Source organism: Pseudomonas sp. 1L-C-7-B-C1 (assembly GCF_057291635.1).
The window spans coordinates 379,670-406,038 of record NZ_JBXAWH010000004.1 but is presented as its reverse complement, the minus strand read 5'-3'; the positions used below and the strand labels follow the sequence as shown (position 1 = coordinate 406,038).

The 26,369-nt window shown below is 60.1% G+C and carries 24 protein-coding genes; 14 read left to right on the top strand and 10 right to left on the bottom strand.

All coding sequences use genetic code 11. From position 1 onward, the window contains the following. Positions 1-60: 60 nt before the first annotated feature. From AC0Z8Z_RS09305 to AC0Z8Z_RS09295, 3 genes are all read right to left on the bottom strand, one after another. Positions 61-1,125 (bottom strand): isopenicillin N synthase family dioxygenase, encoded by a 1,065-nt coding sequence (locus AC0Z8Z_RS09305; protein WP_485618889.1) that lies wholly within the window; start codon positions 1,123-1,125, stop codon positions 61-63. A 13-nt stretch (positions 1,126-1,138) separates the two neighbouring features. Next, positions 1,139-1,990, bottom strand: coding sequence for a sugar phosphate isomerase/epimerase family protein (locus AC0Z8Z_RS09300; protein WP_485618888.1), 852 nt, complete (start codon positions 1,988-1,990; stop codon positions 1,139-1,141). A gap of 407 nt (positions 1,991-2,397) precedes the next feature. Beyond that, positions 2,398-3,345 carry a LysR family transcriptional regulator gene (locus AC0Z8Z_RS09295; protein ID WP_485618887.1) on the bottom strand — a complete coding sequence of 316 codons (948 nt, stop codon included), beginning with the start codon at positions 3,343-3,345 and terminating at the stop codon, positions 2,398-2,400. Positions 3,346-3,531: 186 nt separating this feature from the next. Between AC0Z8Z_RS09295 and AC0Z8Z_RS09290 the strand changes: the two genes are divergently transcribed. The 3 genes from AC0Z8Z_RS09290 to mmsB all read left to right on the top strand — a co-directional run bounded on the left by AC0Z8Z_RS09290 (position 3,532) and on the right by mmsB (position 7,486). Next, the gene (locus AC0Z8Z_RS09290) at positions 3,532-4,860 is read left to right on the top strand and encodes an MFS transporter (protein ID WP_485618886.1); all 1,329 of its coding nucleotides are present in this window, start codon (positions 3,532-3,534) and stop codon (positions 4,858-4,860) included. Between the two features lie 57 nt (positions 4,861-4,917). After that, a complete protein-coding gene (locus AC0Z8Z_RS09285) occupies positions 4,918-6,444 on the top strand; it encodes a CoA-acylating methylmalonate-semialdehyde dehydrogenase (protein ID WP_485618885.1) in 1,527 nt (508 codons plus the stop codon). 151 nt (positions 6,445-6,595) lie between these two features. Next, positions 6,596-7,486 carry a 3-hydroxyisobutyrate dehydrogenase gene (mmsB, locus tag AC0Z8Z_RS09280; protein WP_485618884.1) on the top strand — a complete coding sequence of 297 codons (891 nt, stop codon included), beginning with the start codon at positions 6,596-6,598 and terminating at the stop codon, positions 7,484-7,486. 306 nt (positions 7,487-7,792) lie between these two features. Here the strand turns inward: mmsB and argH are convergent, their stop codons facing one another. Beyond that, positions 7,793-9,220, bottom strand: a complete 1,428-nt coding sequence (gene argH, locus AC0Z8Z_RS09275; protein WP_485618883.1) for an argininosuccinate lyase — start codon at positions 9,218-9,220, stop codon at positions 7,793-7,795. Between the two features lie 261 nt (positions 9,221-9,481). On the opposite strand from argH, the gene AC0Z8Z_RS09270 reads away from it, so the two are divergent. The 3 genes from AC0Z8Z_RS09270 (at position 9,482) to AC0Z8Z_RS09260 (ending at position 12,114) form a co-directional block, all read left to right on the top strand. Next, on the top strand, positions 9,482-10,246 hold the full coding sequence (locus tag AC0Z8Z_RS09270; RefSeq protein ID WP_485618882.1) for a sulfite exporter TauE/SafE family protein: 765 nt from the start codon (positions 9,482-9,484) through the stop codon (positions 10,244-10,246). Between the two features lie 213 nt (positions 10,247-10,459). Next, a complete protein-coding gene (mdaB, locus tag AC0Z8Z_RS09265) occupies positions 10,460-11,044 on the top strand; it encodes an NADPH:quinone oxidoreductase MdaB (protein WP_485618881.1) in 585 nt (194 codons plus the stop codon). Positions 11,045-11,217: 173 nt separating this feature from the next. Beyond that, a complete protein-coding gene (locus AC0Z8Z_RS09260) occupies positions 11,218-12,114 on the top strand; it encodes a LysR substrate-binding domain-containing protein (protein WP_485618880.1) in 897 nt (298 codons plus the stop codon). Between the two features lie 4 nt (positions 12,115-12,118). Here the strand turns inward: AC0Z8Z_RS09260 and AC0Z8Z_RS09255 are convergent, their stop codons facing one another. After that, positions 12,119-12,997: a LysR family transcriptional regulator gene (locus AC0Z8Z_RS09255; RefSeq protein WP_485618879.1), complete on the bottom strand. Its 879-nt coding sequence runs from the start codon at positions 12,995-12,997 to the stop codon at positions 12,119-12,121. Between the two features lie 112 nt (positions 12,998-13,109). Between AC0Z8Z_RS09255 and AC0Z8Z_RS09250 the strand changes: the two genes are divergently transcribed. Both AC0Z8Z_RS09250 and ggt read left to right on the top strand, forming a co-directional pair. Beyond that, positions 13,110-14,078: a DMT family transporter gene (locus AC0Z8Z_RS09250; protein WP_122623248.1), complete on the top strand. Its 969-nt coding sequence runs from the start codon at positions 13,110-13,112 to the stop codon at positions 14,076-14,078. Between the two features lie 122 nt (positions 14,079-14,200). Further along, the gene (gene ggt, locus AC0Z8Z_RS09245) at positions 14,201-15,868 is read left to right on the top strand and encodes a gamma-glutamyltransferase (protein ID WP_205484726.1); all 1,668 of its coding nucleotides are present in this window, start codon (positions 14,201-14,203) and stop codon (positions 15,866-15,868) included. A 217-nt stretch (positions 15,869-16,085) separates the two neighbouring features. Here the strand turns inward: ggt and AC0Z8Z_RS09240 are convergent, their stop codons facing one another. Continuing rightward, positions 16,086-17,669 (bottom strand): peptide chain release factor 3, encoded by a 1,584-nt coding sequence (locus tag AC0Z8Z_RS09240; RefSeq protein WP_122534936.1) that lies wholly within the window; start codon positions 17,667-17,669, stop codon positions 16,086-16,088. 333 nt (positions 17,670-18,002) lie between these two features. Here AC0Z8Z_RS09240 and AC0Z8Z_RS09235 point away from each other — a divergent pair, with 333 nt between their 5' ends. The 4 genes from AC0Z8Z_RS09235 to AC0Z8Z_RS09220 are packed head-to-tail and all read left to right on the top strand — an operon-like array spanning position 18,003 to position 21,544. Beyond that, complete coding sequence (locus AC0Z8Z_RS09235; RefSeq protein WP_074886589.1) at positions 18,003-18,716, top strand: ABC transporter permease; 714 nt, start codon at positions 18,003-18,005, stop codon at positions 18,714-18,716. A gap of 28 nt (positions 18,717-18,744) precedes the next feature. Further along, positions 18,745-19,713, top strand: a complete 969-nt coding sequence (locus AC0Z8Z_RS09230) for a glycine betaine ABC transporter substrate-binding protein (RefSeq protein WP_122623251.1) — start codon at positions 18,745-18,747, stop codon at positions 19,711-19,713. After that, positions 19,710-20,363 carry an ABC transporter permease gene (locus AC0Z8Z_RS09225; RefSeq protein ID WP_065990219.1) on the top strand — a complete coding sequence of 218 codons (654 nt, stop codon included), beginning with the start codon at positions 19,710-19,712 and terminating at the stop codon, positions 20,361-20,363. Before AC0Z8Z_RS09230 ends, AC0Z8Z_RS09225 begins: the two co-directional genes overlap by 4 nt. Positions 20,364-20,374: 11 nt before the next feature. Next, on the top strand, positions 20,375-21,544 hold the full coding sequence (locus AC0Z8Z_RS09220) for an osmoprotectant ABC transporter ATP-binding protein OsmV (RefSeq protein ID WP_122623439.1): 1,170 nt from the start codon (positions 20,375-20,377) through the stop codon (positions 21,542-21,544). 383 nt (positions 21,545-21,927) lie between these two features. On the opposite strand, the gene AC0Z8Z_RS09215 is transcribed toward AC0Z8Z_RS09220, so the two are convergent. After that, positions 21,928-22,320: a hypothetical protein gene (locus AC0Z8Z_RS09215; protein ID WP_485618878.1), complete on the bottom strand. Its 393-nt coding sequence runs from the start codon at positions 22,318-22,320 to the stop codon at positions 21,928-21,930. Between the two features lie 188 nt (positions 22,321-22,508). On the opposite strand from AC0Z8Z_RS09215, the gene AC0Z8Z_RS09210 reads away from it, so the two are divergent. Next, the gene (locus tag AC0Z8Z_RS09210) at positions 22,509-22,778 is read left to right on the top strand and encodes a hypothetical protein (RefSeq protein ID WP_485618877.1); all 270 of its coding nucleotides are present in this window, start codon (positions 22,509-22,511) and stop codon (positions 22,776-22,778) included. A 32-nt stretch (positions 22,779-22,810) separates the two neighbouring features. Here the strand turns inward: AC0Z8Z_RS09210 and AC0Z8Z_RS09205 are convergent, their stop codons facing one another. The 3 genes from AC0Z8Z_RS09205 to AC0Z8Z_RS09195 are packed head-to-tail and all read right to left on the bottom strand — an operon-like array spanning position 22,811 to position 24,636. Further along, the gene (locus tag AC0Z8Z_RS09205) at positions 22,811-23,119 is read right to left on the bottom strand and encodes a hypothetical protein (RefSeq protein ID WP_485618876.1); all 309 of its coding nucleotides are present in this window, start codon (positions 23,117-23,119) and stop codon (positions 22,811-22,813) included. After that, the gene (locus AC0Z8Z_RS09200; protein WP_485618875.1) at positions 23,116-24,144 is read right to left on the bottom strand and encodes a PAAR domain-containing protein; all 1,029 of its coding nucleotides are present in this window, start codon (positions 24,142-24,144) and stop codon (positions 23,116-23,118) included. Before AC0Z8Z_RS09200 ends, AC0Z8Z_RS09205 begins: the two co-directional genes overlap by 4 nt. 3 nt (positions 24,145-24,147) lie before the next feature. Continuing rightward, positions 24,148-24,636 (bottom strand): hypothetical protein, encoded by a 489-nt coding sequence (locus tag AC0Z8Z_RS09195; protein ID WP_485618874.1) that lies wholly within the window; start codon positions 24,634-24,636, stop codon positions 24,148-24,150. Positions 24,637-25,173: 537 nt separating this feature from the next. Between AC0Z8Z_RS09195 and AC0Z8Z_RS09190 the strand changes: the two genes are divergently transcribed. Next, on the top strand, positions 25,174-26,337 hold the full coding sequence (locus AC0Z8Z_RS09190) for a type III PLP-dependent enzyme (protein ID WP_122534941.1): 1,164 nt from the start codon (positions 25,174-25,176) through the stop codon (positions 26,335-26,337). The last annotated feature ends 32 nt before the right edge of the window (positions 26,338-26,369 follow it).

The following is a 26,369-nucleotide window of genomic DNA, read 5'->3' as shown; positions in this document are numbered from 1 at the left end:
CGTCAGGAAGGTAGGGCTGGGTGTGCTGGGTATTCGAGTGATGCAGGACGCCGTATCGCATCAAGATACGTCCTGTGTCTGATTCTTCAGGTGGCCGAAGCTCGACGGCTTGCGGGCCTTTTCGTACAACTTGATTTCGCCGTTCTCGACCTTGCGCCGCAGGTATTGGTAGGTCTGCAACGCCTGACCGAACATGTGCTCGCCGATGGTGATTTCTTCGTAGTCGGCCGTGCCCTTGTCGAACTGCGGAAGGGGCTTGATCTGGGTGTGGAAGTCGCAGGCGAAGAACAGCGGAAACGAATAGCGCTCCTCGCTGACCGTGCGTACCCGATGAGCCGTAGCAACGAACGTACCAGCGGTCATGACCTCCAGCATGTCGCCGATGTTGACCACGAACGCGCCCTCCACCGGCGGCGCGTCGATCCACTGTCCGAGGTCGTTCATGACTTCCAGGCCGGGCTTGTCGGCCAGCAGCATGGTGAAGCACTCGTAATCGGTGTGCGCACCAATTCCGGGCGCGTCTTGGGCCGCGCCGTCGAACGGGTAATGAATCAAACGCAGCTTGGAGGGCGGACGGGTGACCATCGCTTCGAAGTAGCCTTCCTCCAGGCCCAGCGCCAGCGCAAAGCCGTCGAACAGGCGGCGGCCCAAAGCGAAAACCGCGGCGTAATACGCCTCCACCGCTGGGCGAAAGCCGGGCAGGTCCGGCCACTCGTTGGCGCCGATCAGCGGGGTTTTGGCGATCACCAGCGGGTCGTCATCGTCCACTTCGAAACCGATATCGAACGCTTCCTTGTGGTCCGGCTTGCCCTTGGCATACACCTCTTCGCCCTCGGGCACGAAGCCTTTGTGACTGCGCGAGGTGCCGATGTAATGCTGCATCTTGTAGTCAAGGGATTGGGCGAACAGGTCCTTGGCGGCCTGGCGCAGGCCGTCGATCAACGGCGGCGCAATGCCGTGATTCCTGACGTACAGAAAGCCCACTTCGCGCGCCGCCTTGCCCAGTTGGTCGGCGACGGCCTGACGCCGGGCAATGTCGGGGCTGAACAGCCCGGCGATATCGACCACCGGGATGCTGCTGAAGTTGGCGACCTTCGGTGCTGCCGCGTGCGACGGATCTGGCATGACGAAACGCTCCTTATCGGCTTGTTGTGTGGGTGAAGCGCTGGAAATGTTCGCGTTCGGTCTGGCCCATCCACACGTTCAGCGACCAGAGATTGGCCACCGGCACATTGGTGAAGGGCAGATGATGCAGATAGCCGTCGGCGCCGAATTCAGGCGTCATCGTGCTGACCTGGTAACCGCGGGCCTGCTGGGATTTCCACACGGTTTCCCAGTGTTGCTGATGGAAAGCCAGCTCGCGGGCGTACTCGGGGGCAGCGGGATGCGGGACTTGCGGACCCTGGTCGTAACCGACCCGTGCCTGAATGTGATGGACGCGCTCGACAAACGCGCTGAGGTCGTCTTCCAGGTCGTCGAGCAAACGCTCGCAAGTGACGATCCAGTGGCTGATGTCGCTGGTGAAGCGCAGATCGGGCAATTGGCGGATCAGCTCAAGGGTGACCCACGGATTGAACAGCGAGCGTGCGCGGTGGGTTTCGAACGCCACTGCCTGACCATGCTTGCGCGCCACCTCCAGCGCCTGACCGAAGAAGTCCACCTGCTGCGGCAATTGCCAGCGGTCGTTGCCGGCCAGCACGTTGACGAAACGCGGCGCCAATTCGGTTGACCAGGCGAGCTTCTGTTCCAGGTCGGTGAGGTGTTCCGCGGTGGTCGCTGATTGTTCCGGAAGGACGTCGTAGGCGGTGAACACCGTGGCGATGTAAGGCACGTGATTGGCACGCAGGAAGGCGCCGAATTCCGCGCGCTCGACAGGCGTCAGTGGCAGGCGTGCTTCCATGCCGTCGAACCCGGCTTCCAGCAACTCGTCCAGCGCCTGGGCCTTGCTGGCGCGGTAGTCCCAGAGCGTGCGGAAGATTTCCAGTTTCATCAAGCGTCCTCAAAGATTGCGTCGTGCGGCTGACGTGTGACCCGAGACAGGGCTCCGCCACGGCACAGGCCAAGACGGGGTACAGCGGCAGTCACATCAGAAAAGGCAATCTTCGGGCCGGGTCTCTAATGGACGGGCTCCTTTATTGGGGGCGATCTTAGATTTGGCTTAGGAACGGGAAGAATAGGAAAGCTCAAATGCATAGTTCAGAGATTTCTGAACTATGGCGGGGAGGGGCTTTTTGAATGGAAATCCCGGCCAAATGACGAACTTGTGGGAGCGAGCTTGCTCGCGAATAGGCCGGTGCAGCCTCAATACATTCATGGGTAGAAACATTGCATTCGTGAGCAAGCTCACTCCCACAGGACCGAGTGGTGCTCAACGACTTGTCCGGACCAGATCCCCATTCAATCCACAAACATCATCCGCCCGGTTTTGCCCAACAGAAACGCCTGATTGCGCTCAGTTGCGGCGCGGATGTAATCCCACAACAACGTAATCCGCTTGAGCTTCCTCAAATCCTCGCGGCAATACATCCAGAACTGCCTCGTGATATCCACCTCGCTCTCCAGCACGGGCAGCAGTCGAGCATCTTGCGCCGCGAGAAAGCACGGCAGGATCGCCAGCGCTCGGCCCTGCAGCGCGGCGACGTATTGGGCGATGACGCTGGTGCTGCGCAGGGTGGCGTGGGCGCCGGGGAGGAGGTTGCTGAGGTAGAGCAATTCCGAGCTGAAGGCCAGGTCGTCGACGTAGCTGATGAACGGATGGTCGGCGAGGTCTTCGGTCCTGAGAATCGGCGCGTGGGTGTCGAGATAATCCTGGGTGGCGTAGAGCCTGAGGCTGTAGTCGCACAGTTTGCAGCACACGTAAGGCCCGTGCTCCGGACGCTCCAGCGCGATGACGATATCGGCCTCGCGCTTGGACAGGCTGATGAAGTGCGGCAGCGGCAGGATGTCGACAGAGATGGCCGGGTACGTGTCGGTGAAGTGACTGAGTTGCGGGGTGATGAAGAAGCTGCCGAAGCCTTCGGTACAGCCCATGCGCACATGCCCCGACAACGCGACGCCGGAGCCGGAAACCTGCTCGCAGGCCAGGTGCAGGGTGCTTTCGATGGACTCGGCCGCGCCCAGTAATCGCTGGCCTTCAGCGGTGAGGATGAAGCCGTTGTTGCGGGATTTCTCGAACAGCAACGTGCCCAGTGAAGTCTCCAGCGAGCTGATCCGTCGCGACACCGTGGTGTAGTCCACCGCGAGGCGTTTGGCCGCAGAACTGGCCTTGCGCGTGCGCGCCACTTCGAGAAAAAACTTCAGGTCATCCCAGTTCAGTGCGCTCAGGGACGTGATGTTTTTTTGCATGTTGAACCTGCTTTTATGTGCGTTCTTATTAGAAGTTTGCACATCTATACTCCGAAGCGCGGCCGGATCCAACCTGCCCGTCAACGCCTGTTGCAGCTGCTGAAACCAACGAGGCAACGCCCCGGTAAATCGCCCCATCCCACATGCCATAACACCCTGCACAACAATAAATAAGCGGAGGAGTTTATGAAGAACGCTATTACGGCGGACGCTGGCGCACTCGATGCCAGCCCCGTGAAAAATGCCCGATCCTACCGGCTTGCCGGCGCGGCGAGCATGGCTGGCACGACCATCGAGTGGTACGACTTTTTCCTCTACGGCACGGCTGCCGCACTGATCTTCAACAAGATCTTCTTCCCTGCACTGGACCCGATCATCGGTGTGCTGGCGGCGTTCGCCACCTACGCCGTGGGCTTTCTCGGCCGGCCACTGGGCGGCATCGTGTTCGGCCATTTCGGCGACAAGATCGGGCGCAAGTCCATGCTCCTGTTCACGCTGATGCTGATGGGTATTCCGACCATCATCATCGGCCTGATCCCGACCTACGAACAGATCGGCTATTGGGCCGCAGTGTTGCTCGTCGCGATGCGTTTCTTGCAGGGCATGGCGGTCGGCGGCGAGTGGGGCGGGGCGGTGCTGATGGCCGTCGAACATGCGCCCGAAGGCCGCAAGGGCTTCTACGGCAGCCTGCCGCAAACCGGCGTTGGCGCAGGGCTGGTGCTGGCGTCCCTGGCCATGGGCATGGTCGCCAAATTGCCAGAGGCCGACATGTTGAGTTGGGGTTGGCGCATTCCGTTTCTGGCCAGCGTCGTGCTGCTGGGCGTGGGCTGGTTGATTCGCCTGAAAGTCCCGGAGTCGCCCGATTTCGAGAAGCTCAAGAAGGACAACATCGCCGTCAAGGTGCCGCTGTTCAAAGTGTTCCGCGAACACCCGAAAGAAACCCTGACCATCATCGGCGCGCGCACGGCCGAGAACGCCTGGTTTTACATGTCGGTGACCTTCGCACTGGCGTACGCCGCCAACCAGTTGCTCATCCCTCGCGCCGACGTGCTGAGCGCGATCACTGCTGGTGCTGCGCTTTCTCTGGTGACGATGCCGCTGTGTGGGCACCTGTCCGACAAGGTCGGTCAGAAACGTCTGTATTTCGCCGGGCTTCTGCTGCTCTGCGCCTTCGTTTATCCGTTCTTCGCCATGCTTGGCACCCGCGAACCGCAGATGGTGTGGTGGGCGATGGTGCTGGCGGTGGGCGTGGTCTTCCCGATCCTTTATGCGCCGGAATCTCTGCTGTTTGCCCGGCAGTTTCCGGCGGAAATTCGCTACAGCGGCATCTCCGTCTCGGTGCAGTTGGCGGGCGTCCTGGGCGGCGGATTTGCGCCAATGATCGCCACGCAGTTGCTGGCCATGGGCGGCGGCAGTCCGCACTACGTGATCGTTTACCTGATCGGCATGGCGTTGGTGGCATTGGTCTGCACCGCGCTGATGAAGCGTGATCCGCCCCGCCATCGCGCTGCCTGAAATCGACTTTTTTCAGCGCGCCCACGCTGGCGCGCTGCCTTGAATGGAGCAATGGCAATGAACGTGTCACTGAACAAAAACAACACCACCGTGGCCCGCGTGAAGCTGCTGATCGGCGGCGAATGGGTTGAGTCGCAAACCACCGAGTGGCTCGACGTGGTCAACCCCGCCACCCAGGAAGTGCTGGCCCACGTGCCGTTCGCCACGGCCGCTGAGGTCGATGCCGCTGTCGCCGCTGCGCAGAAGGCATTCACCACCTGGCGGCACACGCCGATTGGCGCCCGCATGCGCATCATGCTCAAGTTGCAGGCGCTGATTCGCGAACATTCCAAGCGCATCGCCGTCGTGCTCAGCGCCGAACAGGGCAAGACCATTGCGGATGCCGAGGGCGATATCTTCCGCGGTCTGGAAGTGGTCGAGCACGCGTGCTCCATCGGTACGCTGCAGATGGGCGAATTCGCCGAAAACGTAGCCGGTGGCGTGGATACCTATACGTTGCGTCAGCCTATCGGCGTCTGCGCAGGGATCACGCCTTTCAACTTCCCGGCGATGATTCCGCTGTGGATGTTTCCGATGGCCATCGCCTGCGGTAATACGTTCGTGCTCAAGCCGTCCGAGCAGGACCCGATGTCGACCATGCTGTTGGTGGAGCTGGCCGTCGAAGCGGGTTTGCCGGCAGGCGTGCTCAATGTCGTGCACGGCGGCAAAGAAGTGGTCGACGGGATCTGCACCCACAAGGACATCAAGGCAGTGTCCTTCGTCGGCTCAACGGCGGTGGGCACTCACGTTTACGAGCTGGCGGGCAAACACGGCAAGCGCGTGCAGTCGATGATGGGCGCCAAGAACCATGCCGTTGTGCTGCCGGATGCCAATCGCGAGCAGACCCTCAACGCACTGGTCGGCGCCGGTTTCGGTGCGGCGGGGCAGCGCTGCATGGCGACGTCGGCGGTGGTGATGGTCGGCGCGGCGAAGCAGTGGATTCCCGAGCTGAAGGCGCTGGCGCAGAAGCTCAAGGTGAATGCGGGAAGCGAGGCGGGCACCGATGTCGGACCGGTGATTTCCAGGCGCGCGAAACAGCGGATTCTTGATCTGATCGATAGCGGCGTTCAGGAAGGCGCCACCCTCGAACTGGACGGGCGCGACATCACGGTGGCGGGCTACGAGGACGGCAACTTCGTCGGGCCGACGCTGTTCACCGGCGTGACCACCGAGATGCAGATCTACACTCAGGAAATCTTCGGGCCAGTGCTTGTAGTGCTGGAAGTCGACACGCTGGATCAGGCCATTGCGCTGGTCAACGCCAACCCGTTCGGCAACGGCGTCGGGCTGTTCACTCAGAGCGGTGCGGCAGCGCGCAAATTCCAGAGTGAGATCGACGTGGGTCAGGTCGGCATCAACATTCCGATTCCTGTGCCGGTGCCGTTCTTCAGCTTCACCGGTTCGCGCGGTTCGAAGCTGGGGGATCTGGGGCCGTACGGCAAACAGGTGGTGCAGTTCTACACTCAGACCAAGACCGTCACCAGCCGCTGGTTCGATGACGACAGCGTGAATGACGGGGTGAACACGACGATCAATTTGCGTTGAGTGCGACGCGCTTTAAGTGGGCCTTCGCCTGCTCGCGATCGCGTTGCGTCATTCAGCGTTGTGCCATCTGAACGATCGCTTCGCGAGCAAGCTCGCTCCCACAAGGGGCCTGCGTCACCTGTGGAACTGGAACTGAGCAAGGAGAACAACCATGAAAATCGCATTCATCGGCCTGGGCAATATGGGGGCGCCGATGGCGCGGAACCTGATCCGTGCCGGGCATCAGCTGCATTTGTTCGACCTGAACCAACAGGTGCTGGCCGAGCTGGCCGAATTGGGTAGCCGGATCAGTGAGTCGCCCAAACATGCTGCTCAGGGCGCCGACCTGGTGATCACCATGCTCCCGGCGGCCGCTCATGTCCGCGCGGTTTATCTGAATGACGACGGCGTGTTGGCTGGCATCAGCGCAGGAGTGCCGGCGGTGGACTGCAGCACCATCGATCCGCAGACCATCCGCGATGTGGCGGCGGTAGCGGCGAAACAAGGCGTGGTGGTCGGCGATGCGCCAGTGTCCGGCGGCACTGGCGGCGCGCAGGCCGGGACCCTGACGTTCATGGTCGGCGCGAGTCTTGAACACTTCACGGTACTCAAGCCGATCCTGGCGCAGATGGGCCGCAACATCGTCCATTGCGGCGATGTCGGCACCGGGCAGATCGCGAAGATCTGCAACAACATGCTCTTGGGCATTTCCATGATCGGCGTGGCAGAAGCCATGGCGCTGGGCAATAGCCTGGGCATCGACACCGGCGTGCTGGCGACCATCATCAACAGCTCGACCGGCCGGTGCTGGAGCTCGGAAATGTACAACCCCTGGCCCGGCGTCGTCGAAACCGCCCCGGCGTCCCGTGGTTACACCGGAGGGTTTGGCGCAGAGCTGATGCTCAAGGACCTGGGCCTGGCAACCGAGGCTGCCAAAGCCGCACGCCAACCGGTGCTCATGGGCGCGCTGGCACAGCAGCTGTATCAGGCGATGAGCCTGCGCGGTGATGGTGGCAAGGACTTCTCGGCGGTGGTCGAGGGATACATCAAGAAGGAAAAATGATGGTGCATGGCCCGGCCTCTTCCCGGCTAAAGCCGGTCCCACAATAGGCACGCGATCAGTCAGTGGGACCGGCTTCAGCCGGGAAGAGGCCAGCACCGACACCGCAATTTCGCGGCGTGGCATCCGACGCCTTCCCGGCTAAAGCCGGTCCCACAATAGGCACGCGGTCAGTCAGTGGGACCGGCTTCAGCCGGGAAGAGGCCAGCACAAACACCGCAAATTTGGGGCATGACACCCGGCGCCTTCCCGGCTAAAGCCGGTCCCACAGAGTGCACGCGGTCAGTCAGTGGGACCGGCTGCGCGCAATTAACCCCGCGGGCCGCTGTAATCCTTGGCCCACTGCTCTTGCGCCACCAGGTGCTGTTTAAACCGCGCGATCTGTTCGGCCACTCGCACCGGCGACGTTCCGCCCCAGCCGCTGCGCGCTGCCAGTGCGGCTTCCAGCGTCAGGCTCTCCAACACCTGTGGCGTCAGGCGCGGGTCGGTGTGGGCGAGCATCTTTGGCGTCAGCTCCGGCAGCCCGATGTCCTGCGCCTCACACAGCTGAACCAGTTGCCCGGTGATCTCGTGGGCTTCCTTGAACGGCACGCCGCGAACGGCCAGCCAATCGGCGACCTCGGTTGCCAAGGTAAAGCCTAGCGGCGCCTGTCGCAGCAACTCGTCCTTGCGCACCGTCATCGTGCGGACCATGCCGGCGAAGGCGGGCAGCACCAGATTCAGCGTGTCCAAAGCGTCGAAGATGGCGTGCTTGTCTTCGCTCAAATCCCGGTTGTACGACAGCGGCTGCGCCTTGAGCACCGACAGAATCGCCGTCAGCGAACCGATCAAACGGCCGGATTTGCCCCGCGCCAATTCGGCAATGTCCGGGTTCTTCTTCTGCGGCATGATCGAACTGCCCGTGGCGTAGGCATCGTCCAGCTCGACCCAGCGAAACTGCCGCGATGTCCAGATGCAGAACTCCTCGGCCATGCGCGAAATATTGATACCCAGCATGCTCGCGCAGAACAGAAACTCGGCCACGTGATCGCGGCTGGCGACGGCGTCGATGGAGTTCTCACACGGCCCGGCGTAGCCCATTTCCGCCGCCGAACGTTGCGGGTCGCGGGCGATGGCGGACCCGGCCATGGCGGCGGCGCCGAGGGGCGATAGATTGAAGCGCTGATCCCAATCCTGCAGGCGCTGGATGTCACGATGTATCGCTTGGGCGTGGGCCATCAAATGGTGACCGAAGACAATGGGCTGCGCCTGTTGCAGGTGGGTGAAACCAGGCGCAATGGTCTCGATGTGCGCTTCGGCCTGACCCACCAACGCCTGCTGCAGATCAAGAATCGACAGGGTCAGCACGCGAATCCGGTCACGCAGAAACAGCCGCATGTCGTTGGCCGTCTGATCGTTGCGCGAGCGTCCGGCGCGAAGCTTGCCACCCAGTGCGCCGAGGCGTTCAGTGAGCAGGCGCTCGATGAAGGTGTGCACGTCCTCATCGGCGGGAATGGGCTGGATCGTGCCGGCAGCGAAGTCCTCGTCGATCGATTGCAGCGCGTCGATGATGCGGCGAGTTTCGTCGGCATCCAGCAAACCGGCGCGCTCAAGCTCGTGGGCGTGGGCCTTGGAACCCGCGACGTCATAAGGCGTCATGCGGAAATAGACGGCGGGCGAGCGTGACAGGTTGGCCATCGCTTCGGCTGGCGCTGATTTGAAGCGCGCGCCCCATAGACGCTCAGTGGCATCGGACATATGCATTCCCCCTTAAACACGTGATGGCTGGCGAACCAGGCGTCGGCGACGTCAGGGGATCCTAGGAAAAACCCGCTGCCGTTGAAACGTCACAAATGGCAAGTCGGGTTGGCAAAAATGGAAAGCTGCCCGCATTGGCCTGCTGATCAGCCGCGTGGTGCTGAGCATTTTTTCCATTACCCCAGGCGCCGGAATGTGGTGAAGTGGCGCCGATTGCAACGTTCGTTGTTGCCCATCGTCGACCTTTCGCAGGATGCGCCCATGACTGATTTTCTATCGCTGTATCAGCACCTTGGCTGGACGTTGTCAGTGCTGGTGCTGCTGACGTTTCTGCTGGCGGGGACGGTCAAGGGCGTGATCGGCATGGGGCTGCCGACGGTTGCGATGGGCCTGCTGGGGGTGATGATGCTGCCCAGCCAGGCGGCGGCGTTGCTGCTGATCCCCTCGACACTCACCAACCTTTGGCAGCTGGCAACCGGCGGGCATTTGCGCGGATTGTGCGTGCGGTTGTGGCCGTTGCTGCTGACGATCGTCATCGGCACGCTGCTCGGCTCATACGCGTTGGGCCTCGGCAACGGGCACGGCATGGCGCGGGCGCTGGGTGGCGCGCTGTTTGTCTACGCGTTATGCGGCTTGTTTCTGCCGACGCTCAAAGTGCCGTCCGCTGCGGAGGGCTGGCTCGGGCCCTTGTGCGGCTTCATCACCGGCCTGGTCACCTCGGCCACCGGCGTCTTCGTGATTCCAGCGGTGCCTTACATTCAGGGCCTTGGGCTGGATCGCAATGAACTGGTGCAGGCGCTGGGGCTGTCCTTCACCGTCTCGACCCTGGCACTGGGTGCTGGTCTGTTCTGGAACGGCGCGGTGGGAAGCGCTGAAATGGGTGCCTCATTGCTGGCGCTGGTTCCAGCGTTGCTGGGGATGATGTTCGGTCAGTGGCTGCGTCAACGGATCAGCGCGCTGGTGTTCAAGCGGATGTTCTTCATCGGCATGGCGCTGCTGGGCGCGCACCTGATGATTGCTGGCTGATTACGCGACGTCCCGCTCGGATTCACGCTGCTGTTCAGTCAACAAAAATTCATCAATAGATGCATGACTCGTGATTCAGGCGCAAATGTATTTTGCCCCTCTGCGGCTTATTCCCGCCTCGTCTGGCAGATATTCTGCCGTCCATTCCAATTGAAGACCCTCAATCCGCCACCGCTAAACAGCGGGCTGCATTGACGGCGGACGAGGCTTGATATGAAAAAAGTACTGTTTCTGAACGGCGGCAAACAATTCGCGCATTCCGATGGCCGCTACAACACCACCCTGCATGAAGCCGGCATGGCGTTTCTGGACCGCGCCGGGTTTGACGTGCAGCAGACTTTCATTGACGGTGGCTATGACGTGGCCGAGGAAGTGCAGAAGTTTCTCTGGGCTGACGTGATCATCTGGCAGATGCCGGGCTGGTGGATGGGCGCGCCGTGGACGGTGAAAAAGTACATCGACGAAGTGTTCACCGAAGGTCACGGCAGCCTGTACGCCAACGACGGTCGCACCCGTTCCGATGCGTCCCGGCGGTACGGCAGCGGCGGCTTGCTGCACGGCAAGCAATACATGATTTCGGCCACTTGGAATGCGCCGCAGCAAGCGTTCGACGACCCGGCCGACTTCTTCGAAGCCAAGGGCGTGGATGCCGTGTACTTCCCGTTCCACAAGGCCAACCAGTTCCTGGGCATGACTGGCCTGCCGACCTTCCTGGCAGTGGACGTGATGAAGATGCCGAATGTCGACGCAGACGTGAAGCGGTATGAAGCGCACTTGGGGTCGGTGTTCGGGATGTGAGGGGGAGGAGCGAGCTACAAGCGGCAAGCGGCAAGCGGCAAGCGGCAAGCGGCAAGCGGCAAGCGGCAAGCTCACGGCTCACGGCTCACTTGCAGCTTGCAGCTTATAGCTTATAGCTTATAGCTTGCTCCGAAGAGCGCTAATATCCGGTCTCTTGTGAGCGGGAGACAACAGTGAAAGCCAGGTCGGATGAGTTGCAGGTGTTTGTCACGGTGATCGAGAGCGGTTCGATTTCCGCCGCTGCCGAGCAGGTCGGGCAGACGCCGTCGGCGATCAGTCGCACGCTGTCGCGACTGGAAAGCAAGCTGGGCACGACGTTGATCAACCGCACCACCCGGCGCATGGACCTGACCGAGGAGGGCAAGTATTTCCTCGAGCGGGCCAGGCAGATTCTGGATCAGATGGAAGAGCTGGAAGAGCGCATGTCGGTGCGCCAGCAGACACCCTCCGGCCGCTTGCGGATCAACGCGGCGTCGCCCTTCATGCTGCATTCCATCGTTCCGTACGTCGCGGAGTTTCGCGCGCGGTACCCGGACATCCAGCTGGAGCTGAACAGCAATGATCTGATCATTGATCTGCTGGAACAGAGCACCGATGTAGCAATCCGCATTGGCGTGCTGGCCGATTCCACGCTGCACGCAAGGCCACTCGGCAGCAGCCCGCTGAACATCCTCGCCAGCCCGGAATACCTCGAAAAACACGGCACGCCGAAAACCGTGGAGGCGCTGAGCGGGCATTCGCTGCTCGGCTTCACCCAGACCGAAACCCTCAATCACTGGCCGTTGCGCCACGCCGATGGGGATCGGCTGTTCATTCAGCCGACGGTCTCCGCTTCCAGTGGCGAGACGTTGCGCCAGTTAGCGTTGGCGGGTGAGGGCATCGTCTGCCTGTCGCACTTCATGACCCACGAGGACATCCGCCAGGGCCGCCTCAACGTCATCCTGCCGCAAGCCAACAGTGGCTATCGCCAGCCGATCCACGCGGTCTACTACCGCAACTCGCAACTGGCGTTGCGGATTCAGTGCTTTCTGGATTTCATTCAGGAGAAGCTGGCGGTGTACGCCGCCTGATGCGTCACGCGTCGCCAACCCCGCTGAACTCCGCCCGCAACATCTCCACAAACGCCTCCCGCGCGGGGTGATGCTCGGCGCTTTCGTGCCAATAAAACAGGTTGTCGACGGAGGTCAGTTCAGGGAATTCATAACCGACCCAGCCCGAGCCTTTTCGGTACTGCTCGTAAACCCCTTTGGGCACCAGCGCCACGCCCGCCCCGGCGCTGACGCAACCGACGATGGTGCCGTAATTGGCGATGCTGACGATGGGCTGGGTCTGGCCGTCGTTGTGCAACCAGCGTTCAAGCGCTGCGCGGTAAGGGCAGCCCTCGGGCCACATGAAAATCGATTTGCCCTGCAGATCTGCGGCACTGGAAATCGGCCCCAACGACTCTGCCGCAATCAGCACCAGATCCTCCCGGTACATCGACGTGCGCTTGAGCCGTGGGCGTTTGACGTCGATGGCGACGATCGCGCCATCGAGCTTCTGGTTGAGCGTCGCGTCAAGCAGTTGCATGCCGGTGCCGGTGGTCAGCTCCAGCGACACGTGTGGGTAACGCGCATGAAAACGCGCCAGCAGTCTCGGCAGCCGCGCCGTGGCCGAGGACTCGATGGCGCCAATGCGCAACGGCCCGGATGGCGCCGCATCCGGATGCACCGCGCGTTTGGCTTCGTCGGCGAGGCTGAGCATTTTGCCGGCGTAGGTCAGGAAGATTTCTCCCGCCGGGCTGATGCGCAAACCGCGGCCCTGGCGGTAGAACAGCTCGGTGCCCAGCTCCGCCTCGAGCGCCTTGATCCGTGCGGTGATGTTCGATGGCACGCAATGCAGCACCTCCGCAGCGCGGGCAATGCTGCCGGTGTCGACGACGGTCTTGAACATCCGAATCTGGGCCAGTTCCATTCATCACCAAAAGTGAGGGGTTGAGTCATTATTGTTCGGTTGTGGTGAGCATAAGTTGTTTCGATACTTGCAGCCATGGGCAGGCGTCGGGCTTGTCGGCGGGAGTATCGAGATGCGCAGGGTGGCTGAGCCGGTTGTTGATTCGGATATCGCGGTTAATGGTGCGGTGCCTTGGCAAGGGCTGAAAATCGCCTTTGCCACGTTCTTCGTGGTCGCCTGCTGGGGCTTCTCGCCGACCGGCATTCGCATCGGTTTGCAGGCCTATGAGCCCGGGCATCTGGCGCTGCTTCGTTTTCTGATCGCGTCGGTGTTCATGCTGCTAATCGCTTCATCGCAACGCATCACGTTGCCGCGCCTGAAGGACCTGCCGTTGCTCGCGGTGCTGGGTTTCTTCGCCGTTAGCCTGCATCACATCGCCCTCAACTTTGGCCAGGCCGGGGTGAGTGCCGGGGCGTCCAGTGTGCTGGTGCAGTCGACGCCATTGTTTACCGCGCTGCTGGCGCATTTCGTGTTCAAGGAGCGGGTCAGCGCCTGGCGTTGGGGCTGTGTCGCGCTCGGCCTGGTGGGCGCCGCGATTGTTGTCACCGGTGATCGCGGCATCGGCCACATGGACGCGCGCGGGCTGCTGATTCTGGCGGCGGCGTTTTCCTGGAGCGTGTATTTCTCGCTGCAGAAGCGTCACAGCCACCGCTACGACGGCCTGACCATGGTCTGCTACACGGTCTGGGCCGGCACGGTATTTCTGCTGGTTTACCTGCCGGGGCTGATCGGCGAGATCCTCAACGCGCCACTGCGGGTCAATGTAGCGGTGGGGGTATTGGGGCTGTTCCCGAGCGCACTGGCGTACCTGGCCTGGGCGTACGTCTTGAAGCATATGGACGTCAGCCGTGCGTCGATGAGTTTGTACCTGACGCCGCCGATGGCCATCGCTATTGCCTCGGTGATGCTGGGCGAGTTGCCTTCGCAGCGAGTCATCGTAGGCTCCATTGTGGTGCTGGCGAGTGTCTTGGCGCTCAATCTGCGGCGGGAGAGGGCGGTGGTGTTTCCCGTCCGGGATGAACCTGAGCGTGCCCCGGTTTAGGGGCCTGGCTGTTTGCGTTTGTGGCAAGTTTCATCATTAATGTGCAGCCGGACCGTTAGTCTCTTCAGCCTCCAGACAGCCCATCAGTTTCAAGCTGTCGCATTTGTCATCAAGGAAGCCCCATGCGTGCAGTGACCTTCAAAACCCTTGCCCTGTCGGTGATCTTCGCCGCGAGTTCGCCAGTGTATGCCGTGGTACTGGAAGGCGGCGCCGTTGCGGCCCCGGACCAATACGGTGCTCAGGTCGCTGCGCAGATTCTGAAAAAGGGCGGGAACGCAGTCGACGCTGCGGTCGCCACGGCGTTTACCCTGGCGGTCACCTACCCGGAAGCGGGCAACATCGGCGGCGGTGGCTTCATGACCCTGTTCATGAACGGCCGACCGTACTTTCTTGACTACCGCGAAGCCGCGCCAAAAGCGGCGACACGCAACATGTACCTGGACGACAAGGGTGAGGTTATCCCGGGCATGAGCCTGGTGGGCGCACGTGCTTCAGGCGTTCCCGGCACGGTGATGGGGCTGTGGGAAGCCCATCAGAAATTCGGCAAGCTGCCATGGGCCGAGCTGCTGACGCCGGCCATTGGTTACGCCAAAAATGGTTTCAAGGTCGCTGACAAGCAGTACATGTATGGTGCCGAAGCGATCAAGCAGCTCAACGGCAAGACCAATTTTGCCGATTACTTCGGCGACATGAAGACCGGCGAGACCTTCCGCCAACCTGAGTTGGCCAAGACCCTGGAACGCATTGCCAACAAGGGTGCCAACGAGTTTTACCAAGGGCAGACGGCTGACCTGTTGGTGTCGCAGATGCAGCACGACAACGGCCTTATCACCAAAGAGGACCTGCAGGATTACAAGGCGGTCTGGCGCAAGCCGCTGCACGTGAACTTCAACGGCAACACGCTTTATACCGCGCCGCTGCCCAGTTCCGGCGGCATTGCGCTGGCGCAATTGATCGGCATGAAGCAGCTGCTTGCCGATGACTTCAAAGACGTGCCGCTCAACTCGGCGCGCTACATCCACTTGTTGGCAGAAATTGAAAAGCGCGTGTTCGCCGATCGCGCCAACTACCTGGGTGATCCGGACTTTTCCGTGGCGCCGGTGAATCAGCTGACCGACAACGCCTATCTGGCCAAGCGCGCCCACGAGGTCAACCCGACGGCAATTTCGCCTACGGAGAACGTGAAGGCCGGGCTTGAGTCGCACCAGACCACGCATTTTTCCATCGTCGATGCCAAGGGCAACGCGGTCAGCAACACCTACACCCTGAACTGGGATTACGGCAGCGGCGTGGTGGTCAAGGGCGCAGGCTTTTTGCTGAACGACGAGATGGATGATTTCAGCTCCAAGCCGGGCGTTGCCAATGCGTTCGGCGTGGTGGGCGGGGATGCCAACGCCATCCAGCCCGGCAAGCGCATGTTGTCGTCAATGAGCCCGAGTCTGGTCACCCGCGACGGCGCAGTGACGCTGGTGCTGGGCACGCCGGGTGGCTCACGGATTTTCACCACGGTGTTTCAGGTGCTGAACAATATTTATGACTTCCACATGCCGCTGAAGGACGCCGTCGCGGCGCAGCGGGTTCATCACCAGTTGCTGCCGAAAGACACGATCTACACCGAGAAATTTGCACCGCTGGCAACCCCGGTGGCCGACGAACTGACGGCCATGGGTTACACGCTGAAGGATCAGGGCTGGTCGATGGGCAATGTGCAGGCGATCAAGATCGACGGCACGAAAGTCGAAACCGCGTCCGATCCGCGCGGGCGGGGTGTGGGGATGGTGGTGAAGTAACGAGAGGCTCATGTGGGAGTGAGCTTGCTCACGAATGCGTCAGTTCAGGCTACTCCAATCGCACGTCCTGCCGCTTTCGCGAGCAAGCTCGCTCCCACAGGTTTTGCATCACCCCGAGATCTGAATCAGCCCCGCCCAGTCGATGATCGTTTCCGCGCTCCGCGTGGGAATGCATTCCTGGACGCTCTGCGTCTGCGGTTACTCAGCGTGCTGAGCCTTAGTGATGCTCCCGCGTCGCGCGGAATTTCACGTCAGGCCAGCGCTCTTCCATCAAGGCCAGGTTGACCCGCGTCGGCGCGAGGTAGGTCAGGTGACCGCCGCCGTCCACGGCCAGGTTTTCCACAGCCTTGTTCTCGAATTCCTCGAGCTTCTTCTTGTCGCTGCAATCGATCCAGCGGGCTGACCACACGGTGATCGGCTCGTAGGCGCATTCGACTTTGTATTCTTCCTTCAGGCGGCTGGCGACCACATCGAACTGCAGCACACCGACGGCGCCGAGGATGATGTCGTTGCTGCGCTGCGGGAAAAACACCTGAGTGGCGCCTTCCTCGGCCAACTGCTGCAGACCCTGACGCAGCTGCTTGGATTTCAGCGGATCCTTCAGGCGTACGCGACGGAACAGCTCAGGGGCAAAGTGCGGGATGCCGGTGAAGCCCAAGGCCTCGCCTTCGCTGAACGTATCGCCGATCTGAATCGTGCCGTGGTTGTGCAGGCCGATGATGTCGCCCGCGTAGGCTTCTTCAAGCTGTTCACGCTCGCTGGAGAAGAACGTCAGCGCGTCACCGATGCGCACGTCCTTGCCGGTGCGCACATGGCGCATTTTCATGCCCTTGTCGTACTTGCCCGAACAGATGCGCATGAACGCGATGCGGTCGCGGTGCTTGGGGTCCATGTTCGCCTGGATCTTGAACACGAAGCCGCTGAATTTCTCCTCGACCGGCTCCACCGTGCGCTCGTTGGCGACGCGGGCCAGTGGCTTCGGCGCCCAGTCGACCACGGCATCGAGCACATGGTCGACCCCGAAGTTGCCGAGTGCCGTACCGAAAAACACCGGCGTCAGCTGGCCGTCGAGGAATTCCTGCTGGTTGAATTCATGACAGGCGCCCTGAACCAGTTCCAGCTGATCGACAAAGCGATCGTACTCATCGCCCAGGTGGGCGCGGGCCTCGTCCGAGTCGAGCTTCTCGATGATTTTCACCTCGGTGCGCTCATGACCATGACCGGCGGTGTACACGATGATGTAGTCGTCGGCGAGGTGATACACACCCTTGAAGTCGCGGTAGCAACCGATCGGCCAGGTGATGGGCGCGGCCTTGATTTTCAGGACGGCTTCGATCTCGTCGAGCAGCTCGATCGGGTCGCGAATGTCGCGGTCAAGCTTGTTGATGAAGCTCACGATCGGCGTGTCGCGCAGGCGGCAGACGTCCATCAGTGCGATGGTGCGGGGCTCAACCCCTTTACCGCCATCGAGCACCATCAGCGCCGAGTCGACGGCGGTCAACGTGCGGTAGGTGTCTTCGGAGAAGTCTTCGTGGCCCGGGGTGTCGAGCAGGTTGATCATGTGATCGCGATACGGGAACTGCATGACCGAGGTGGTGATGGAAATGCCGCGCTGCTTTTCCATTTCCATCCAGTCGGAGGTGGCGTGACGGTCGGATTTACGCGACTTCACTGTACCGGCGACGGAAATGGCCTTGCCCATCAGCAGCAGCTTTTCAGTGATGGTGGTCTTACCCGCATCGGGGTGGGAAATGATGGCAAAAGTGCGGCGTTTCGCGACTTCGGCGGCCTGTCTGGTCATGGGAAATCGCCCGAGAGGTGATTCAAAAAAGGGCGGCGATTATAGCCCAAACCAGAGCAATAACCGAACCGTTCAGTCGATAAGGGGTGGCCAGATACCATCGCACGTGGGAACCTTTGCGGTTAAGGAGACGTCCATTCCCTGGTATCGCTACACGCCAAGGGTTGCAAAATCAGCAAGTTAGCTTGACGAAGCTGCGCTCATGGCTTGTGTTTTCGCCGAGGTATCAACCTTTCCGGCGACCCACCCGCTGCTCTTCGCGAACGTTCGCGTGCTGCCTGAAGAGGCCAGTTCCACGCCAGACGTTCGCCGACTGAAATAAGGAGTCCGCCCGTGGCAAATCGCTATGGCAAGGGGCTGTTGGGAGGTGTGATTGTCATCGCACTCCTGGCCCTGCTGGTCCAATGGATCGGCATCAGTACCATCAGGCAATATCAGGATGATCTGCTGTTTTATCTGCAAGCCCACGTCTGGCTTGTGCTGGCTTCGATGCTGGCGGCACTGGTGGTCGGGATCCCGACCGGCATTGTCCTTAGCCGACCGAACATGGTTGGCCGCGCCGAACGCTTCATGCAGATCTTCAACATCGGTAACACCGTTCCTCCTCTCGCCGTGCTGGCCATCGCTCTGGGTATTCTGGGCATCGGCAGCGGTCCGGCGATCTTCGCTTTGTTCCTCGCTTCGTTGTTGCCCATCGTGCGCAACACCTACGAAGGCCTGAAAAACGTTCAGGGTTCCCTTAAAGAAGCTGCTCGCGGCATTGGCATGACACCGCGCCAGGTGCTGTGGCGCGTCGAGCTGCCCAATGCCGTGCCGATCATCATCGGCGGCGTGCGCGTGGCCCTGGCGATCAACGTCGGGACCGCGCCACTGGCGTTCCTCATTGGCGCGAACAGCCTGGGCAGTCTGATTTTCCCCGGCATCGCCCTGAACAATCAGCCGCAACTGGTGCTGGGCGCCGCGTGTACCGCGTTGCTCGCGCTGTTGCTCGATGGTGCCGTGACCCTGGCAAGCCGTCTCTGGCTGGAACGCGGCCTGGCTCGATAAGTCGAGCCCCGCTGAGAAAGGAATTGCTATGAAGAAGTTATGCACATTAATCATGGGCGTCGGGATGTTGCTGTCCGGTTTCGTCCAGGCCGCGGATGCACCGGCCGAAATGCCTGTGCTGCGCATCGGCGCGCGAGTGTTCACCGAACAGACCATGCTCGCCGAACTGACGGCGCAATACCTGCGCGACAAGGGCTATCAGGTTCAGATCACCGGCGGCCTTGGCAGCAACCTGGCGCGCAGTGCCCAGGAAACCGGCCAGCTGGATCTGCTGTGGGAGTACACCGGTGTGTCGCTGGTTGCCTACAACCATGTCGACGAGAAGCTCGACAGCGATCAGACCTATCAGCGCGTCAAGGAGCTGGACGCCAAGAAGGGGCTGGTCTGGCTGTCACCGTCAAAGTTCAACAACACCTATGCGTTGGCGCTGCCGGACAAAATTGCCCAGCAGTACCCGCAGGTCAACAACATGTCTGACCTGACCACGGTGCTCAAGGCCGAGGCCGACAAGGGCCACATCGTCGCGCTGGACACCGAATTCGCCAACCGTTCCGACGGGCTGGTGGGCATGGTCAAGCATTACGGCATGAACCTGGGGCGTGAAAACACCCGTCAGATGGACGCCGGCCTGGTCTACACCGCGTTGCGCAACGGACAGGTTTTTGCAGGGCTCGTCTACACCACCGACGGCCGTCTGAACGCGTTCAAACTCAAGGTGCTGGAGGACGACAAGCACTACTTCCCGGACTACACTGCGGCGCCAGTCATTCGCAAAGAATACCTGGACAAGCACCCGGAACTGGCCGATTTGCTCAAGCCCCTCGCCGCGCTGCTGGATAACCAGACCATGCGCACGCTGAACGCGCGCATCGACGTCGACCACGAAAGTCCTACCGTGGTGGCGGCTGAATTCCTGCGCGAGCATCCAATCAATCCTTCCGCCGACAGCGTGCCGGTCCCACCGGCGCCGGCGGCAAAACAGGAGGAGAAACCATGAGTTTCCTCAGCGCTTTCTCCCATCTGGACTGGAATCAGGTCATGCACCTGACGCTGCAACACATCACCTTGGTCGGCATCGCGGTGACGCTGGCGATCGTGGTTGGCGTGCCATTGGGCGTGTTGATGACACGCTTCCCGACCCTCGCCGGGCCGTTGCAGGCCAGCGCCACGGTGCTGCTGACCATCCCGTCGATTGCCCTGTTCGGCTTGCTGCTGCCGTTCTATTCCAAGTTCGGTCAGGGCCTCGGCCCGATGCCGGCGATCACCGCAGTGTTTCTCTACTCATTGCTGCCGATCATGCGCAACACCTACCTGGCGCTCACCGGCGTCGAGCCCGGCATCCGTGAAGCCGCCAAGGGCATCGGCATGACCTTCGGCCAGCGCCTGCGCATGGTTGAACTGCCGATCGCCGTGCCAGTGATCCTCGCTGGCGTACGCACTGCCGTAGTCATGAACATCGGTGTCATGACCATCGCCGCCACTATCGGCGCGGGCGGTCTGGGCGTACTCATCCTCGCTTCCATCAGCCGCAGCGATATGTCGATGCTGATCGTCGGCGCCGTACTGGTCAGCATTCTGGCCATCTTCGCCGACCTGCTTCTGCAATGGCTGCAACGCTCGCTGACTCCAAAAGGACTCCTGAAATGATCGCCAAACAAATGATTGAGCTGCAGAACCTCACCAAGACTTTCCAGAGCAACGGCAAGGAAGTGAAGGCCGTCGACTCAGTGAGCCTGACCGTCAATGAAGGCGAGATCTGCGTGTTTCTGGGTCCGTCGGGTTGCGGCAAAAGTACAACGCTGAAAATGATCAACCGGCTGATCATGCCGACCTCCGGCAAAGTGCTGATCAACGGCGAGGACACCACCGGTCTCGACGAGGTCACCCTGCGCCGCAACATCGGCTACGTGATTCAGCAGATCGGCCTGTTCCCCAACATGACCATCGAAGAAAACATCGTGGTCGTGCCCAAGCTCCTGGGTTGGGACAAGCAGAAGTGCCACGACCGTGCCCGCGAACTGATGAGCATGATCAAGCTGGAGCCCAAGCAGTACCTGCATCGCTATCCGCGCGAGTTGTCGGGTGGTCAGCAACAGCGGATCGGCGTGATTCGTGCGCTTGCCGCAGACGCGCCGCTGCTGCTGATGGACGAGCCGTTCGGTGCGGTCGACCCGATCAACCGCGAGATGATCCAGAACGAGTTTTTCGAGATGCAGCGCGCGCTGAACAAGACCGTGATCATGGTCAGCCACGACATCGACGAAGCCATCAAACTGGGCGACAAGATCGCCATATTTCGCGCCGGCAAACTGCTGCAGATCGACCATCCGGACACGCTGCTGGCGCACCCGGCGGATGATTTCGTCAGCAACTTCGTCGGCCAGGACAGCACGCTCAAGCGCCTGCTGCTGGTCAAGGCCGAAGACGCGGCGGACAACGCACCGTCCGTGAGCCCGGAAACGCCCGTCGCCGATGCGCTGGAAATCATGGACGAAAACGACCGCCGCTACGTGGTCGTCACCGATGCCGAAAACAAGGCCATGGGCTACGTCCGCCGCCGCGACCTGCACCGTCAGGCCGGCACCTGCGACCAATACCTGCGCCCATTCAACGCCACCGCCGCCTACGACGAGCACCTGCGCATCCTGCTGTCGCGCATGTACGAGTTCAACCGCTCGTGGCTGCCGGTGCTGGATGCCGAAAATGTGTTCTTGGGTGAAGTGACGCAGGAGTCAATCGCGGCGTACCTGAGTTCCGGCCAGTCGCGCGGGATGAAGACCAGCATTGTTTCGCCGGCGGAGTTGGTGGAACAGGCTGCGTTGAGTTGAGGTGAAGGGCCTGGGTACTTTGGGTGCCCGGGCCTTTTTTTACGGTGGTGCCGCTGAATCGTCACCGCTGACACGTCAGCTTGCTCTTGGTCTGCACGAACGACATGAGGACCAAGCCCAAGGCGTTCTCCATTGGCCCAGCGAAATGAGATTTTTCATGTGTAAGTCAGTGTGCCGAAAGTTGGAGAAGGTCTTGTTTTTGCCTATCTTTGGTTAGTGATGTCGGCAGGTTTAAGGGTAAGTTCACGCCAGTTCCACTTCGCTATGAGATAAAGAATTTGCCATAAGTGAATGGATTAGCGCGAATGAGTTGCCCTCTGCCAAGACTAGAGGCGTGGCTGGCCAGATTTCCTAAAAAAATTAATGAGCATTCGGTTTGGAGTTCAGTTTCTGGAGCTGTCGTCTGATTGTGTCAATGTGATCCGGTAGCTTCTTAACTGATTGCCTTCAGTAACGTACTCTTTACTGAAATAGCGATAGACGGCCCCTTTGACTTCTATCCCTACGCCATTGGGCGTGTCTTGAATCTGGACATTTTCCAGGGCGCTGTCCGTGATCATGAATTCGCTCGCCTTATTGAGCTGCTCCAGCACTTCTGAATCATCGCCCTCAAGCGGTCTGCTGATAAAAAATCGCAAAGTGTCCCGATCAGTTGCCATCGCGCCGTAGCGGGTAATGTATAGCCAGTCGCCCTGAGGGAGCTGCCGTTTCAAAACTACCTCATCAGCGTCGCTTCCGAATTCAAAAAAGACGCCGCACGATGCATTGAAAATCAAAACCGCTACAAGCAACCAGAATGCATGTTTTTAGGTGAACCCAAGATTCGTATTGCTTACGGTATTCATAGATTTTTAAGAGGGCGTAGGAACGGATTCGCCCGAGATTGGTTAGGCAGGTTGCAGGTCAATGGCGACGCACTCGTCATGATTATGATTCAGTAGATTCGCACTGATACCGGAGAATCATGCGTTTCGGTGAGTTCGTAAATTTGCTTGCACTTGTGAAAGTCGTCCATCGTATTTATGGGAGTATCAAAACCTACGTAATATTTGCAAAAATCGATGGCGTACTGTCGTTCCTCGGTCTCCAGATATCCATTCCAGTTATCCTCATGATCACTGCGAAATACGTTGATGAAACTGATTTTGTAGGTTGGGCGTTTTTTAATGAAAAATGTCAACTGATCGTCTTCTATCCATCGTGTTTGGTAAAAGCCCAAAAAAGGGAGTGGTGAAATTAATAACGCAATTATGAGCGAGATTTTTTTCATGCTTCAGGAGGCCTGTTCAAGGAAGTTTTGAGTCTAATTAAATTGACGAGGGTCATCCCAACATTTCCCGGACAGATTTTTCCATTGGCTTTCTGGCGTGGAAATTCTTTATGACCACCCAGCCGGGTGATGTTGAAAACGCTTTTCAACGCATTGACGAGATTTAGGGTCGCATCAGCCTGTTGGAGCGGGATTTCATTGGTGGTACTAAATCCGATGGCGTCCAGCAGGCTTCTTCCCCATGCAGTGGGGCCTCCTCCTTCTTCGGTCGTGGTCAGGTTGTTGAGCAATACAATGCTGATCACGGCAGTGTTGTATAACTCAACACCTGATGCTTTAAATCGAATATCTCTACCCTCATAACAATGCCCGAGCAGTCGATTCCAAAGTGATAGCCGATGTCATCGAATTTTTTCTCCTCAAGATGTGTTCGTAGCGCTTCTTGCATTTGGTTCGCACCCTCCCCGCAGGAATAACTCCTCCCTGCGTGATGAAGCGCGACCATTGTGTAGTCCCAGTCTCGAACCAAAGCCTTTTTAGGCGGCTGCGCATGCCACTCCGACCGCTCAACAAACCCATGCCCCAACTCACGCACCTTCCGAATGATCGCCTCGCGCGTCGCGGCCCGATCATTCACGGTGATCACCATGGGCTTGGGCGTGTCCCCGTGGATCAACGTCTCGACCCGCGTCGTAGTGGTCACTTCCCGCGTCGTCATTCCCGCAAGCTCGTTCAACTCGCGCGCAGGCGAACGGAACATGACGTGGAGGGAAACGACAGAATCTGCTGAAGAACCCTCAACGCGCGCCATTCCGTTGCTGTCGGTAGTCCCTGACTTTTGCTGACCATCCACCGTCGCCGTGAATGTCCGGTTCGCGAGTGGCTGCCCCGTTTCGCTGTCGCGGATGGCGAACGCACGGGCGAAGATTTTCCCCGGCGCCGGAGTGGTGTGTGGATAAAGAGAAGACGGGGTATTCGGCGTGGGCATAATGGGGTGTGGCGCCGCAGCGGCGTCCGGTGCCGCTCGACTGGCCCCCGCGCGTTCTGACCGCGAGGCAATCAATCGATTGGTGCCCGGCGGACATGCGCACAACACAAGCGCGTCGTGCACGGCGGTCGGAATGCCATCCCACGTGAAGCTGTCGTCCCCTTCGACAATTTCGCCAACTTGCCCACACACGCCGCAGGAGCTGGTCTTGTCGCCGAGCCGCAATGCCATGCGGCCATCTTCCAGCGAAGTTTGAACAAGGCTGGCGTGGCAGATGGCGCCGGTGGTAGTTAGGTCACCGTCGAGGCCTTGCTCCCGGCCGTTGATGTCGAAGATTGTCATGCTTCAACTCTCCACGTCGGGCAGAAAGTCATCCGGCCAGGCGACATCCTTGCGCTGGAGCAGAAGAAGAGAACCCTGCGGCGTGTTGATGATCTCGTCGCCGTTGCTCAAGCGGCTGCCCACCAGCGCCATTTGGCTGTTCGCCTTTCCTGCACCCGTGACGACCTGGGCCATGGTGCCATCGGGGTAAACGGCGCAGTCACCGACGCTAGCACCTGCGACCTTGCTTCCGTCCGCCAGTCTGAACTCCACGCCAAGGGCGCCTCTCACGATCACACCGCCATCGCGGGTCTGGCTGCCTTCCGCCGCCACCCGGAAAATGCCGGTGCAGGGGTGGGCTTGCTTGTAAGCCTCACTCTCTCTCACCTGAGCCAGCGCTGCCGGACTGAACGTGGTCAGCGCCTCTTCCGAAAAGGGCGGTCGATCCAGATCACGCAGGTACTCGGAGGTGACGTCATTGTTGTACAGCGGGGAATAGGCAGTCTTGTGCATGAATTTGATCCATGGTCGGGGTTGATCCAGCTCCTCGCACAGTTCGTGCGAGGCGATTGGACGCCAACCCTAGTGATCAGGACCAATGGGATACGTGGGGGAGAGAGATCCGGTGCGTAGGGCATTTCGGGTGATCAGGTAGCCGATGTCTGACGGACAGGTGGCTTTCGTGACGGATTGCCCATTTGCCACCCACCGGGAACATCACCCTGTCATGTCGGTCGGTTACTACGGGTTGATTGAACGTGCGCGGATTCCCGTCTGGCAAAAACGGGCAGAAACGCGACATTTTTAGTTGATCTCCGGCCCCTCAGGTCCTACAGTTCGCGCCGAACGTCCATGCTGGAAACGATCCATCCGGCTCAAGTACTGACGACGAGACAGCAAGGCCAACCGTGACCTGTCACCGGATGGCCTTTTTGCTTTCGGCCGAGCAGCCTTGGGAAGTAGGCGAACCAAAGTGGGGATACGGAGGACGTTCACGAGCCGCGCGCTCACACCCATTGTTTTTTACCGTTTGCCAACAGGAGTCCCCGCATGTCGATCCAGGTCGAAGATTATTTCGAGAAAAGCACCTTCGATAAAATGAAGGCGTTTGCCGACAAGCAAGAAACCCCGTTCGTGGTCATCGACACCGCGATGATCAGCAAGGCCTACGATGACCTGCGTGCAGGCTTCGAATTTGCCAAAGTGTATTACGCGGTTAAAGCCAACCCGGCGGTCGAAATCATCGACCTGCTGAAGGACAAGGGCTCGAGCTTCGACATCGCCTCGATCTACGAGCTGGACAAGGTGATGGATCGCGGGGTCAGCCCGGATCGCATCAGCTATGGCAACACCATCAAGAAATCCAGAGACATTCGCTACTTCTACGAGAAGGGCGTGCGTCTGTTCTCCACCGACTCCGAAGCCGACCTGCGCAACATCGCCAAGGCTGCGCCGGGCTCGAAAGTCTACGTGCGCATCCTCACCGAAGGCTCGACCACGGCTGACTGGCCGCTGTCACGCAAGTTTGGCTGCCAGACCGACATGGCGATGGACCTGCTGATCCTTGCCCGTGAACTGGGCCTGGTCCCTTACGGCATCTCGTTCCACGTTGGTTCGCAGCAGCGTGACATCAGCGTCTGGGACGCCGCGATCGCCAAAGTGAAAGTGATTTTCGAGCGTCTGAAAGAAGAAGACGGCATCGTTCTCAAGCTGATCAACATGGGCGGCGGCTTCCCGGCCAACTACATCACCCGCACTAACAGCTTGGAAACCTACGCTGAAGAAATTATTCGCTACCTGAAAGAAGACTTCGGTGATGACCTGCCGGAAATCATTCTGGAGCCGGGCCGGTCGTTGATCGCCAACGCCGGTATTCTGGTCAGCGAAGTGGTGTTGGTGTCGCGTAAATCCCGCACTGCTGTCGAGCGTTGGGTGTACACGGATGTGGGCAAGTTCTCAGGCCTGATCGAAACCATGGACGAAGCCATCAAGTTCCCGATCTGGACCGAGAAGAAAGGCGAAGTGGAAGAAGTAGTTATTGCCGGCCCGACCTGCGACAGCGCCGACATCATGTACGAAAACTACAAGTACGGCCTGCCATTGAACCTGGCCATCGGTGATCGTTTGTACTGGCTCTCGACAGGGGCGTACACCACCAGTTACAGCGCTGTTGAGTTCAACGGCTTCCCGCCGCTGAAGTCTTACTACGTCTAAGCCCGGCCGCTGAACAGAAACCCGCGAGAAGT

Coding starts and splice junctions, on each gene's coding strand:
- AC0Z8Z_RS09270 (WP_485618882.1), top strand. CDS start 9,482: ATGACTGATTTTCTATCGCTGTATCAGCACCTTGGCTGGACGTTGTCA.
- AC0Z8Z_RS09200 (WP_485618875.1), bottom strand. CDS start 24,144: ATGACAATCTTCGACATCAACGGCCGGGAGCAAGGCCTCGACGGTGAC.
- AC0Z8Z_RS09295 (WP_485618887.1), bottom strand. CDS start 3,345: ATGCAAAAAAACATCACGTCCCTGAGCGCACTGAACTGGGATGACCTG.
- AC0Z8Z_RS09225 (WP_065990219.1), top strand. CDS start 19,710: ATGAGTTTCCTCAGCGCTTTCTCCCATCTGGACTGGAATCAGGTCATG.
- AC0Z8Z_RS09190 (WP_122534941.1), top strand. CDS start 25,174: ATGTCGATCCAGGTCGAAGATTATTTCGAGAAAAGCACCTTCGATAAA.
- mdaB (WP_485618881.1), top strand. CDS start 10,460: ATGAAAAAAGTACTGTTTCTGAACGGCGGCAAACAATTCGCGCATTCC.
- AC0Z8Z_RS09240 (WP_122534936.1), bottom strand. CDS start 17,669: ATGACCAGACAGGCCGCCGAAGTCGCGAAACGCCGCACTTTTGCCATC.
- ggt (WP_205484726.1), top strand. CDS start 14,201: ATGCGTGCAGTGACCTTCAAAACCCTTGCCCTGTCGGTGATCTTCGCC.
- AC0Z8Z_RS09220 (WP_122623439.1), top strand. CDS start 20,375: ATGATTGAGCTGCAGAACCTCACCAAGACTTTCCAGAGCAACGGCAAG.
- AC0Z8Z_RS09305 (WP_485618889.1), bottom strand. CDS start 1,125: ATGCCAGATCCGTCGCACGCGGCAGCACCGAAGGTCGCCAACTTCAGC.
- AC0Z8Z_RS09210 (WP_485618877.1), top strand. CDS start 22,509: ATGCGTTTCGGTGAGTTCGTAAATTTGCTTGCACTTGTGAAAGTCGTC.
- AC0Z8Z_RS09195 (WP_485618874.1), bottom strand. CDS start 24,636: ATGCACAAGACTGCCTATTCCCCGCTGTACAACAATGACGTCACCTCC.
- AC0Z8Z_RS09255 (WP_485618879.1), bottom strand. CDS start 12,997: ATGGAACTGGCCCAGATTCGGATGTTCAAGACCGTCGTCGACACCGGC.
- AC0Z8Z_RS09285 (WP_485618885.1), top strand. CDS start 4,918: ATGAACGTGTCACTGAACAAAAACAACACCACCGTGGCCCGCGTGAAG.
- mmsB (WP_485618884.1), top strand. CDS start 6,596: ATGAAAATCGCATTCATCGGCCTGGGCAATATGGGGGCGCCGATGGCG.
- argH (WP_485618883.1), bottom strand. CDS start 9,220: ATGTCCGATGCCACTGAGCGTCTATGGGGCGCGCGCTTCAAATCAGCG.
- AC0Z8Z_RS09250 (WP_122623248.1), top strand. CDS start 13,110: ATGCGCAGGGTGGCTGAGCCGGTTGTTGATTCGGATATCGCGGTTAAT.
- AC0Z8Z_RS09230 (WP_122623251.1), top strand. CDS start 18,745: ATGAAGAAGTTATGCACATTAATCATGGGCGTCGGGATGTTGCTGTCC.
- AC0Z8Z_RS09300 (WP_485618888.1), bottom strand. CDS start 1,990: ATGAAACTGGAAATCTTCCGCACGCTCTGGGACTACCGCGCCAGCAAG.
- AC0Z8Z_RS09290 (WP_485618886.1), top strand. CDS start 3,532: ATGAAGAACGCTATTACGGCGGACGCTGGCGCACTCGATGCCAGCCCC.